Annotated in this window: 13 protein-coding genes and 1 rRNA gene; 12 read left to right on the top strand and 2 right to left on the bottom strand. The window is 40.1% G+C overall.

Annotated elements, in window-relative coordinates:
• From rrf to KME09_02065, 8 genes are all read left to right on the top strand, one after another.
• Window positions 1–116 (top strand): 5S ribosomal RNA (rrf, locus tag KME09_02100); the annotation flags it as partial.
• Window positions 117–356: 240 nt separating this feature from the next.
• Entirely contained in the window at window positions 357–2,513 is a 2,157-nt protein-coding gene (nirB, locus tag KME09_02095) for a nitrite reductase large subunit NirB (protein MBW4532706.1), read from the top strand.
• A 208-nt stretch (window positions 2,514–2,721) separates the two neighbouring features.
• On the top strand, window positions 2,722–2,901 hold the full coding sequence (locus tag KME09_02090; protein MBW4532705.1) for a hypothetical protein: 180 nt from the start codon (window positions 2,722–2,724) through the stop codon (window positions 2,899–2,901).
• Window positions 2,902–2,932: 31 nt separating this feature from the next.
• A complete protein-coding gene (gene bchH / locus KME09_02085) occupies window positions 2,933–6,712 on the top strand; it encodes a magnesium chelatase subunit H (GenBank protein ID MBW4532704.1) in 3,780 nt (1,259 codons plus the stop codon).
• Window positions 6,713–6,960: 248 nt separating this feature from the next.
• Window positions 6,961–8,508, top strand: coding sequence for an NAD(P)H-hydrate dehydratase (locus tag KME09_02080; GenBank protein ID MBW4532703.1), 1,548 nt, complete (start codon window positions 6,961–6,963; stop codon window positions 8,506–8,508).
• Between the two features lie 61 nt (window positions 8,509–8,569).
• Window positions 8,570–9,055, top strand: a complete 486-nt coding sequence (locus KME09_02075) for a hypothetical protein (GenBank protein MBW4532702.1) — start codon at window positions 8,570–8,572, stop codon at window positions 9,053–9,055.
• Between the two features lie 68 nt (window positions 9,056–9,123).
• Window positions 9,124–9,324, top strand: a complete 201-nt coding sequence (locus KME09_02070; GenBank protein MBW4532701.1) for a hypothetical protein — start codon at window positions 9,124–9,126, stop codon at window positions 9,322–9,324.
• Window positions 9,311–9,574 carry a type II toxin-antitoxin system RelE/ParE family toxin gene (locus tag KME09_02065; protein ID MBW4532700.1) on the top strand — a complete coding sequence of 88 codons (264 nt, stop codon included), beginning with the start codon at window positions 9,311–9,313 and terminating at the stop codon, window positions 9,572–9,574. Before KME09_02070 ends, KME09_02065 begins: the two co-directional genes overlap by 14 nt.
• Window positions 9,575–9,604: 30 nt before the next feature.
• Here KME09_02065 and KME09_02060 read toward each other — a convergent pair whose 3' ends face one another.
• Both KME09_02060 and KME09_02055 read right to left on the bottom strand, forming a co-directional pair.
• The gene (locus KME09_02060) at window positions 9,605–9,958 is read right to left on the bottom strand and encodes a type II toxin-antitoxin system PemK/MazF family toxin (protein MBW4532699.1); all 354 of its coding nucleotides are present in this window, start codon (window positions 9,956–9,958) and stop codon (window positions 9,605–9,607) included.
• Complete coding sequence (locus KME09_02055) at window positions 9,925–10,170, bottom strand: hypothetical protein (GenBank protein MBW4532698.1); 246 nt, start codon at window positions 10,168–10,170, stop codon at window positions 9,925–9,927. Before KME09_02055 ends, KME09_02060 begins: the two co-directional genes overlap by 34 nt.
• 155 nt (window positions 10,171–10,325) lie before the next feature.
• On the opposite strand from KME09_02055, the gene KME09_02050 reads away from it, so the two are divergent.
• The 4 genes from KME09_02050 to KME09_02035 all read left to right on the top strand — a co-directional run bounded on the left by KME09_02050 (window position 10,326) and on the right by KME09_02035 (window position 11,658).
• Entirely contained in the window at window positions 10,326–10,580 is a 255-nt protein-coding gene (locus KME09_02050; GenBank protein MBW4532697.1) for a type II toxin-antitoxin system HicA family toxin, read from the top strand.
• Complete coding sequence (locus KME09_02045; GenBank protein MBW4532696.1) at window positions 10,577–10,894, top strand: type II toxin-antitoxin system HicB family antitoxin; 318 nt, start codon at window positions 10,577–10,579, stop codon at window positions 10,892–10,894. The genes KME09_02050 and KME09_02045 overlap by 4 nt, the downstream gene beginning before the upstream one ends.
• Before the next feature lie 154 nt (window positions 10,895–11,048).
• Window positions 11,049–11,291: a DUF433 domain-containing protein gene (locus KME09_02040; GenBank protein MBW4532695.1), complete on the top strand. Its 243-nt coding sequence runs from the start codon at window positions 11,049–11,051 to the stop codon at window positions 11,289–11,291.
• A 13-nt stretch (window positions 11,292–11,304) separates the two neighbouring features.
• On the top strand, window positions 11,305–11,658 hold the full coding sequence (locus KME09_02035; GenBank protein ID MBW4532694.1) for a DUF5615 family PIN-like protein: 354 nt from the start codon (window positions 11,305–11,307) through the stop codon (window positions 11,656–11,658).
• Window positions 11,659–11,964: the final 306 nt, after the last annotated feature.

Raw genomic sequence — 11,964 nt, 5'->3', positions numbered from 1 at the left:
TGGTGCTAGTAGCGCAGTGGACCCACTTCGACCCCATCCCGAACTCGATGGTGAAACGCTGTTGCGGCGAAGATACTTGGGGGGTAGCCCCTCGGGAAAATAGCTCAGTGCCAGGTTCCTTTTTTACTCGCAATTAACCCCCGAACTTCACCATGATTAATTAAGTTCGGGGGTTTTGCTATTGACTAACAGTAGATTTACTACTTTCGTTAATTGGCCAATCCTCATTAATAGTTAATTGATGCCTATGATGTAATTTATCCATCCAAACCATATAATTAAGACAAAATGTCAGCCGTAAATTCAAACAAAATTTGTACATTAGAAGTATGTAGAGCTATGGAATAAATTATCTAATGACCAACAAAAAAAATCTAGTCGTGGTTGGTAACGGTATGGTTGGTCATAAATTCTTAGAGTTGATGGTACAAAAAGATGTATCAAAACAATGGAATTTAGTTACCTTCTGCGAAGAACCCCGTGTGGCTTATGATCGCGTTAACTTAAGCGGTTACTTTTCAGGTAAAACAGCAGGGGATCTGACTCTGGTTGAACCAGGATACTACCAAGAGAATAATGTCGAAATTCATATTGGCGATCGCGTTGTGGCAATTGATCGAGATCGTCAAAAAGTAATCTCAGCTAATGGTATCGAAATAAATTATGACAAGCTAGTCTTAGCTACAGGTTCATATCCTTTTGTGCCGCCGATTAAGGGAAATGATAGCCTTGGTACGTTTGTCTATCGGACAATCGAAGACTTAGAGAACATGGAGGCTTGGGGTAAACAGTCTCAAGTTGGTGTAGTTGTCGGGGGTGGTTTGCTCGGTTTAGAGTGCGCCAATGCTTTAAAGTCTATGGGTTTGGAAACTCATGTAGTCGAGTTTGCCCCCAGATTAATGCCCGTACAGATCGATGAAACTGGCGGTGAGGTTTTAAAAGAAAAGATTCAAGCGCTAGGAGTACAGGTACATACCAGTAAATCCACGACTAATATTGTCAGTGCCAATGGCAAGCTGGTAAAAATGGAATTTGCTGATGGTGGTGAATTAGCTACCGATATGATTGTCTTTTCCGCTGGTATTCGCCCCCGCGATAACTTAGCCAGGGAATCTGGTTTAACCCTGGGGGAAAGAGATGGTATTGTGGTTAACGAGCATTGTCTTACCAGCGATCGCAATATCTATGCCATTGGTGAATGCGCTCTTTATCATAATCAGATTTTTGGTTTAGTTGCTCCTGGTTACAGGATGGCAGAAGTAGCTAGCGACAGTATTACCCAAGCAGGATCGAGAACCTTTGAAGGTGCGGATATGTCTACTAAACTCAAGTTATTAGGGGTAGATGTTGCCAGTTTTGGAGATAACTTTGGTCGCACTCCAGGCGCGAAAGAATTAGCCTTGACCGATGCCATTAACGGCACTTATAAAAAACTGGTGTTGTCGGAAGATGGCAAATTGTTACTGGGTGGTATCTTAATTGGAGATGCTTCTGCTTACGGTAATCTGCTGCAACTGGTACAAAACCAAATTACCCTACCACCTCACCCAGAAGATTTATTAGTTTCCCCCAGAGAAGGCTCAACCGCACCATTATTAGGGGTCGATAATTTACCTGATACGGCACAGATATGTTCTTGTAACAACGTTTCTAAAATGGATCTTTGTAATGCAATTTCTGATGGCGTGATGGATCTTGGCGCACTTAAAAAATCTACCAAAGCGGGAACAGGTTGCGGTGGCTGTGTTCCTTTAGTTACAGATATTTTCAAAACTGAACTCAAAAAAGCAGGGACAGTCAAATCTTGTGTAGGTAGTACCTGGTGTCGTTTTGGAGTCGATGACTCCACTGGTTTAGCGATTGAAGTTGAGGAAAGATATCGCGGTTTGCGATCGCCGCATAAGTTAAAATCTGCTGTATCTGGGTGTACGCGGGAATGTGCCGAAGCCCAAAGTAAAGACTTTGGCATCATTGCCACTGAAAACGGCTGGAATCTCTACGTCTGTGGTAACGGCGGTATGAATCCCCAACACGCAGTATTGTTAGCTACAGATATCGACAAGGCAACTCTGATTAAATATATAGACCGATTCTTAATGTTCTATATCCGCACGGCGGACAAACTTCAGCGTACTTCAGTCTGGTTTAGTAAGTTAGAAGGAGGTTTAGATTATCTCAAAAGCGTGGTTATTGACGACTCATTAGGTATCTGTGACGAACTAGAGACGCAAATGCAGCAGCTAGTTGATACCTATCAATGCGAATGGAAAGCCATCTTTCGTTTGGGAGAAACAGAATCAGTTTATGCCCTCAGTAACTACGATCCTTTTAGTAAAGCTTATGTCTTATCTCGCGGATTAGTAGGAGATCGCCAAGGTATTATTAAAGTCGCAGCCCCGATCTACAAACAAAATATTAATCTGGCAACAGGGGAATATCTCGACGATCCAGAAATAAAAATTCCTACCTATCCTGTGCGGGTAGTTAACGGCGAAGTGCAATTAGGTAATTAGGTTTCCCAAATTAGTTTTGATGATGGCGATCTCTTTTGCAGAAGGGCGATCGCTTTTTGATGTAGTTGCTTTTTAAAATAACGTTCAAATACAGATATCTTGAGCTCAAATATGTCTCATTACCCTCCACACTAAAGGTAAAGCTCTCCCTCGGTGGATTACGCAAAGGCTTATTAAACAATCTCATCCCAAATCTATATATTTGGTAGTGTGTGTGCTATCTCAAACCAAAAATATTAAACACAATCAACTGACTCAAGAATTAAGCGATCGCTATCAGGAACTAAGTTCGTCAGTCAAGGGTAAAAACGCGCTGACCAGAATACTATTCAAATTAACTAGGATGCTGTTTTACGAGCTTGTCAAACAGATCAATCAAGTAAAATAGATTAAAGAGAAACTTTAAGAAGCTGGGATATATGAAAAGGATTGTCTTAATCGCAGGATTTGAATCTTTTAATGCCAACTTGTATCGCCAGGCTGGTTCAATGGCTGCTGCCAGGTGTGGGGAATTAGAAGTTATTGTTTTTAGCGATCGCGACATCACGACATCTCCTGATAAAGTAGAAACTGCGCTACAATCTGCTGATGTTTTCTTTGGTAGCCTGATCTTTGATTACGATCAAGTTATCTGGCTGAGGGAAAGGGTGCAAGATATTCCCATCAGACTAGTATTTGAGTCAGCTTTAGAGTTAATGAGTCTGACGCAGTTGGGTAAGTTTGCCATTGGAGATCAACCCAAGGGAATGCCCAAGCCTGTTAAATTTATCCTCAGTAAGTTTGGTAACGGTAAGGAAGAAGATAAGCTGGCTGGTTATATTAGTTTCTTAAAAACAGGCCCTAAATTACTCAAATATATTCCAGGCAAGAAAGCCCAGGATCTGCGGAACTGGTTGATTATTTATGGTTACTGGAATGCAGGGGGAACAGAGAATGTTGCCTCAATGTGTTGGACGTTAGCCGAAAAATATCTTGGTTTAACCGTCGGTGATATTCCCCAACCAATCGAAACCCCCAACATGGGTTTATTGCATCCCGAATATCAGGGTTATTTTACGTCGCCGAAAGATTATCTGGAATGGTATCAAAACCACGTAGCCCTAAAAGATACTGCTTCGCATAGGGGGATTCGCGAATCGCCCTTACATCGTGACAGGCCCAAACCCGTAATTGGAATATTGTTATATCGCAAGCACGTTATTACCCATCAACCCTATATTCCCCAGTTAATTAAACACTTTGAATCCCAGGGATTAATTCCCTTACCTATCTTTATCAATGGTGTAGAAGGTCATGTGGCGGTTAGAGACTGGATGACGACGACCTATGAACAGGAACAAAGACAGCAGGGTAATAAAGAAATACTCTCTTTAAAAGACGATGCAGTTAAGGTGGATGCGATTGTATCTACCATTGGCTTTCCTCTAGTAGGTGGCCCAGCAGGTTCAATGGAAGCAGGCAGACAGGTAGAAGTCGCTAAACGAATCCTCACTGCTAAGAACATACCTTATATAGTTGCTGCACCTTTATTAATTCAAGATATCCATTCCTGGACAAGACAAGGAATAGGGGGTTTACAGAGTGTGGTGTTATATTCCCTGCCCGAATTAGATGGGGCGATCGATACTGTGCCGTTAGGTGGTTTAGTAGGAGAAGATATTTATCTTGTACCTGAAAGACTGCATCGTCTGACGGGTAGACTCAAAAATTGGATTAGCTTACGGCATACTCCCACACTAGAAAGAAAGATTGCAATTATTTTATATAATTTCCCGCCTGGTTATGGTGCAACGGGGACAGCAGCATTACTAAATGTCCCTAAGAGTTTACTCAACTTCCTTCAAGCTTTAAAAGCCCAAGGTTATGACGTAGGAGAATTACCCCAAGACGGAGAAGAAATAATCAAACAGGTCAAAGAAGCCGACGAATCTACTACTCCAGTTAATCAGGTAAATGTTCGTACTCTAGAAAAATGGTTAGGTTATCTACAAACCCATAGAGTAGAGAAACAATGGCAGTCTCTTACAGGTACAGGACTTAAAACCTACGGCGACGAATTTCAACTTGGCGGTATTCAATTAGGCAATGTTTGGATAGGAGTGCAGCCACCTTTAGGTATTGCTGGAGATCCAATGCGGTTGATGTTTGAAAAAGATTTAACTCCCCATCCTCAATACACCGCTTTTTATAAATGGTTGCAAAACGAATATCAAGCTGATGCGGTGGTTCACTTTGGAATGCACGGCACAGTCGAATGGCTTCCTGGTTCACCTTTGGGCAATACGGGTTATTCTTGGTCAGATATTTTATTAGGAGATATTCCCAACCTGTATATCTATGCAGCTAATAATCCTTCTGAATCAATTTTGGCAAAACGTCGGGGTTATGGAGTTTTAGTATCTCATAATGTTCCGCCCTATGGTCGGGCAGGCTTGTATAAGGAATTGATTGCGTTACGGGAATTAATTGGTGAATATCGCGAAGATACGGAAAAGAATTATGCTCTTAAAGATATTATTTGTCAGAAAATTGTCGATTCAGGTTTAGCGAAAGATTGTAAGTTCAACGAGGGATCAAAGCATGGAATTGATTTTACGGTTGAGAATGCCAAGCTATTTAGTAAAAATGTCATCAATCAATATTTTGTCCAGGTATATGAATATTTGCAGGTATTGGAACAAAGATTATTCTCTTCTGGGTTGCACGTTTTAGGGGAAAAGCCTAGTGAAGAAGGTTTGAAGTCTTATTTGGAAGCGTATTTTGATGGGGATTTGTCGGAGGGTGAGATTAAAGATATTGTCTCGCGCCAAGACGCCAAGACGTTTATCCCGCTTAGTTTGGGGCAAAGGGTTTTAGAGAATGATTTGGTTTTATCTCATAAGTTACAAGAGGGAGAGAAGATTAGGGATTTGTTGGCGCAAAATACCGATGAGATAACGAATCTATTGCGAGGTTTAAATGGTGAATATATACCCCCTGCACCTGGTGGGGATTTGTTGCGAGATGGTAGTGGGGTATTGCCCACTGGGAGAAATATTCACGCTTTAGATCCTTATCGGATGCCTTCCCCTGCTGCTTATGAAAGAGGTAAAGAGATTGCTAAGAAAATTATTCAGCAGAATTTGGAGGAGAAAGGAACTTATCCTGAAACTGTGGCAGTAATGTTATGGGGTTTGGATGCAATTAAAACTAAAGGGGAATCTTTAGGTATTTTACTAGAACTAGTTGGTGCTGAACCTGTTAAGGAAGGTACGGGTAGAATTGTGCGTTATGAGTTGAAACCAGTCGCTGAAGTCGGACATCCTCGCATTGATGTTTTAGCTAATCTATCTGGTATTTTTCGTGATACCTTTGTCAATATTATTGAGTTGCTAGACGATTTATTTCGACGAGCCGCAGAAGCCACAGAAACAGAAGATGATAACTATATTCGTAAGCACTGTTTAATATTAGAAGCTCAGGGTATAGTTAATGCCAGTGCGAGAATGTTTTCTAACCCTGCTGGCGATTTTGGATCTTTAGTAAACGATCAAGTGGTAGATAGTAACTGGGAATCTAGTGATGAACTTGCTGATACTTGGAAAAACCGCAACGTCTTTAGTTATGGGCGCAAGGATAAAGGACAAGCTAGACCAGAAGTACTTACACAACTATTAGAAACTAGCAGTCAGATAATTCAAGAAATCGACTCAGTAGAATATGGTTTAACGGACATCCAAGAATACTATGGCAACACTGGTGGTTTAAAACTGGCTGCGGAAAAGCAAAGTGGTAAGGAAGTAGAAGCCTCGTTTGTAGAAAGTTTCTCGAAGGATACTAACCCGCGCAAGTTAAAAGATTTACTCCGCATGGAATACCGCACTAAGCTACTGAATCCAAAATGGGCGGAAGCTATGGCAGATCAAGGTAGTGGTGGTGCGTATGAAATCTCGCAACGGATGACAGCTTTAATCGGTTGGAGTGGTACAGCTAACTTTAAGGATGACTGGGTATATGACCAAGCTGCCGATACTTATATGTTAGATGCCGAGATGGCAAAGAAACTAAGGGAAGCTAATCCTGAAGCCTTTCGTAATATTGTCGCACGAGCGATCGAAGCTCAAGGAAGGGGTTTATGGAATGCGGATGAAGATAAGTTAGAGAAGTTGAGAGAATTATACGAGTCTACTGAGGATGAGCTGGAAGGGGTAACAGTTTAATCAATCATTAATATTATTTTGGTATAATTGTACTATTACATTGCAGTATTATTTTAAAATAACTATCGAAAATGACAAATTCATGACGCATGTATATCAAGTTGATGTAAACTTTCCCCTCACCTTAGACTTGTTGGAAAATAAGAGAAAATATAGAATTAATTTTTTAATAGCGATCGCTGTAGGATTTTTGTTGATTCTCCCTCTAATTGAGATAACCTGATGATATTGCTGATATCTCGAAGACGATGGAAAATATAGTCGAAACCGCGATCGTTAATGCCGAGCAAATGAGACAAATTGAATCACAAATCTTTGCATCAGGAATGCCTGTGGCGGCTTTGATGGAAAAGGCAGCGGTCTTGTGTTTCAACAAAATCATGAGTTTGTATCCCTTAGCGACAACCTCTTTAGTCGGAGTCTTAGTGGGGCCAGGACATAACGGTGGTGATGCGCTGGTAATTGCCCGTGAACTATATTTGGCGGGATATCAGGTGCAGGTATATCGTCCTGTTTTTAAGCTTAAGGAATTAACCACAAACCATGCTAATTATGCAGCTAGTTTAGGGATTAGTTTCTATGAAGATATCCAACCGTTAAGTCAGTGTCAATTAATCGTTGATGGCTTATTTGGCTTTGGTTTGGCTCGCGAGTTGCCAGAAAATATCATTCAGGCGATCGCTCTTGTTAATAGTTGGTCTCAACCAATTGTCAGTATCGATCTGCCTTCGGGAATCCATACAGACACGGGAGTAGTGCTGGGCAATAGTATTAAAGCGACTCATACTCTTTGTTTAGGCTTGTGGAAAAGAGCTTTCTTTCAGGATCATGCTCTGGAATATTTGGGTCAGAGTACTAGAATTGATTTTGGTCTGCTACAACATCATATCGGGTCGGTATTACCCCAACCTGTACCAGTTAAGCAAATAACTAAAGCGATCGCCCTGGACTTTTTGCCTCTACCTCGCCCTGCCGTTACCTATAAATATCGTCAGGGACACCTGCTCTTAATTTGTGGCTCTCGCACCTATGCAGGAGCAGCTATTCTAACTGCTTTGGGAGCGCGTGCAAGTGGAGTGGGGATGTTGTCGGTGGCTGTGCCAGAATCGCTTAAGCCATTACTTACTAGTCACTTACCAGAAGCTTTGATTATAGGCTGTCCTGAAAATAAGGAAGGTGCGATCGCCTCTTTACCTTTCTCAGCAAATGATCTAAGTCAGTTTGATGTAGTAGCTTGTGGCCCAGGTTTGACTAGTAATGCTGAATCAGTAGTTACCAAAGTCTTACAGTCAGAATGTTCTTTAATTCTCGATGCTGACGGACTAAATATCTTGGCACAACATAATGTGGCGGAGGTTTTAAATGAACGCACTGCACCCACGGTTTTAACGCCTCATTTGGGAGAGTTTAAACGCTTATTTCCTGAAGTTACCGATTTAGACGATCGCCTTAATGCAGTCCAAACCGCAGCCCAAAAAAGCAGCGCCATCGTTGTACTTAAAGGAGCTAGAACAGCGATCGCCAATGCTCAAGGATTGACTTGGCTAGTTGCTCAAAGTAGCCCTGCCTTAGCTAGAGGTGGCAGTGGTGATGTATTGACAGGGCTAACTGGGGGATTGGCAGCCCAAAGTAAAATCATTGAGGATAGCAGTTTATTTAATGCCGTGGCTACTGCTGCCTGGTGGCACGCTCAAGCAGGGATTAAAGCAGCACAAGAACGTACTGAATTAGGAGTAGATGCCACAACTCTAGCCGAATATTTAACACCAACGATTCATCAGTTGTGGAATGAATAGGAAGCGATCTCAGTTGTTATTCTTCAAAATTTTGATAGTTAAAAAAATATAGTAATAGTTGATGTTTGAATCTTTGTTAGTCAGTTCCGTGATGCTCATTAGCCAGTTGCCCAATGCGGAGCCTGAATTTATTCAGCTTAAAACGCAGCTTGAAAGTTATGGGTTTCAGGTAAATATTGCTATTCCTCCAGATCTTAATTTGCCAAGACAGGAAGATGGTTTAAGGCGCAAAGTTAGAAAGCCTTATGGTATGTTCCTCCCCATGAGTAAATCAATTTGGATTAACCCGATAGTGTTTGAACTCGGTTTTGGTCAAGCGACTTTGATCCATGAAAGTGTTCATGCTGCCCAATATTGTGCTGGCAACGGTAAACTTAAGGCGATCGACTTGGATCTTGAGCCAATTCCCCAAGCTCTACCTTTTTTCAAAAGATACGTTGATACTCAGCGTCAAGATCTGGAAAAAGAAGCTTATACAGTACAGTCTCAGCCTAACAATTATGAATTGGCTAGATCCTTACTAGATCACCATTGTCAGGTTCGCTAAATTATAGAGCGATCGCTTTACCAAAATCCTTGTTTATAATTAATTTCATCATCTAAATTATCTTAGACATGATTAATACTGGAGATTTGACTGTAAACTATATCACTAATGAAGCAGGAGAGAAAACTGCTGTCATTTTATCCATAACTCAATTTGAAGAATTACTCGAAGATTTGGCAGATTTAGCGATCATTGCTGAAAGAAGAAATGAATTATCCACAAGCCATGAAGATCTGGTTGCTGAGTTGAGACAAAATGACCTCATATAAAATTGAGTGGAAACAATCAGCTAAAAAAGAATTAAAGAAACTAGACAGGCAAATCATACCGAGAATTTTACAGGCGGTAGAAAGCTTGGGAGATAATCCATATTCTTCAGGGAGTAAAAAACTGATTGGAAGTAACTCTAATTATCGCCTTCGTGTCGGTGACTATCGCATCGTTTACAGTATTCAATCATCCATACTGACCATAGAAATTATTAAAGTTGGTCATCGTCGAGATATTTATCGCCAGTAGAGTGATCGCCTTTATACACATTTATTCAGATTAAAGATCGAGGTATGATTTAAGTATTGATTTAACCTCACCAAAACAATTTTCTTCTAACTGACCTAGATATTTAACTAATCTGCGTTTATCAAAAGTACTAGGTTCAATAGCAATGATAGTACTGTCAGATTGCAATCCATTGTCTTGACTTGCTTTGACTCTGACTATTACAGGTAAAATCTTCTTGGCTTTTACCGCAGTAGAAGATATGGGTAATAGAGTTACTTTAGATCTAACCTGATTGAAATCTGTGGGAGAAATGATTAATGCTGGTCGCGTTTTTCTAATTTCAGTTCCTATTGACGGGTCAAAGCTAACTATCCAGATACTTCCGCATCGATAATCGCGCAATCTTGTTCCTCCTCATTCCAGCCTAAGTCCAGATCATCTACTGCAATAGCTGCCTCGATCATTTTTTGCCGTTTCTGTTTGGCAGCTTCCTGCTCAATTAGATAGCTGCATAATGCACTTCGGCTACGCTTTGTTAAATGAGGATAATTGTCTACCAACTCATCTAACTCCTTTAATCTTTGCTCATCCAAGTAAATCGATATTTTAGCCATTACGAATCAAATATTTTATTGCTATTTACTTGTTAAAGTAGCATAAAAGGTAGGTACAACCTGCTGAATATGGTGCGATCGCCCAACTAAAATTCTTTACATTTAAATGGCGAAAAAATTCAATTATGGTACTTTATAGTAGTACTATAATCATAATGAATAAAAAACAGCGCAAATTTTATGATGCTATCTTTGCGACACCAATTCGACGCAATATTGTTTGGGACGATGTAGTGTCATTGATTGAGACTTTAGGAGGATCAGTAGCTCAAGGAAATGGCTCAAGAGTTCGTTTGAGCTTGAATGGCATTTCTCTAAATATTCATTCTCCCCATCCACAGAAAGAATTAAAAAGATATCAAGTTAAAGATGTCCGTACCTTTTTAATCAAAGCGGAAATAAAAACATGAAATATAAAGGCTATGAAGCAATAATAGAATTTGATGAAGTCGATCAACTATTCTTCGGTAGAGTAATTAATACCAGAGATGTAATTTCATTTGATGGCAAAACAGTAGATGAATTAAAACAATCTTTTGAAGCTGTAATTGATGAATATTTAGAAGACTGTAAAAATGAGGGAAAAGATCCAGATAAGCCATTTTCTGGTCAGTTCAACTTGCGTATCACTTCTGAATTGCATCAAAAAATTGCTATTCAAGCGAAAAAGCAAAATGTAAGTCTGAATACTTTTGTGACGCGAGCATTAGAAAAAACAGTTTGAATTTAAGATGAGGCGATCGCCTTATTTCAAATCCTCTACAGATAAATGCGATCGCCTTACCGAAGTTCTCTACAGATAAATGCGATCGCAATATCAAAGACTAAAATAGAAGCATTGACATTAAGATAGATTGTGTAGACTTGGACAGAAAACTATGAGCAATCAGCAGCAATTACTAAGCCGTATAACTACCAATTCTGAAGTCATGGTAGGTAAACCTGTAATCAAGGGTACGCGACTAGCGGTAGAGTATATTCTTAATCTTTTGGCACAAGGTGCATCTGTTACGGAGATTTTAGAAGAATACGATGGTTTAGAGGAGGAAGATATTAGAGCTTGTTTATTGTTTGCTGCTCAATCTCTTGCAAATACTACCTTTATGCCAATATCTGTCTAGAACCTAAACAACAATGCGTTTCTTAGTAGATGAATGCGCGGGTACTAGAGTAGCAAGTTGGTTGAGAGAAGAAGGATACGAAGTATTTTCAGTTTACGATCAAGCGCGAGGCATTAGCGATGATGCGATTATTAACAAAGCTTTTGAGGAAAACTGGATTTTGATTACGAATGACAAGGATTTTGGTGAAAAGGTTCATCGAGAAAAATACCCCCATCGAGGAATCATTTTTCTGCGTCTACAAGATGAACGCTCTAATAATAAGATCCGTGTTTTACAGCGTTTATTATCAATGTATCTTCAGCGAATACCCGATAATTTTGTTGTAGTTACAGAAAAGCAAGTTCGTTTTCGCACCAAGTCATAATTTGCAGTATGAAAGTAATCCCCAAGGCGATCGCCTTATTTCATATCCTCTATATCTTAATGAGATCGCCTGACCCAAATCCTCTACAGATAAATGCGATCGCCCTACCAAAATTCTCTACATATCAATGCGATCGCACATGATTAATGTTACGCGTTTGGCATGTAAGGGCGAACGGCCGTTCGCCCCTACTAATTTAATCTTCTTCAAAGATACATAATAAATGTGATTTGAATCGCTGTTAATCCAGTATTCAACTACTAGCAAATAATCTAAAAAAAAAGATTTTTAAGGTGATATGTTTTG

Origin of the sequence: Pleurocapsa minor HA4230-MV1 (assembly GCA_019359095.1) — a bacterium.
In the GTDB taxonomy this organism is placed as follows: Bacteria; Cyanobacteriota; Cyanobacteriia; order Cyanobacteriales; family Xenococcaceae; genus Waterburya; species Waterburya minor.
Note: the sequence above shows the minus strand (reverse complement) of the source record. Positions and strands in the feature narration are given on the sequence as shown.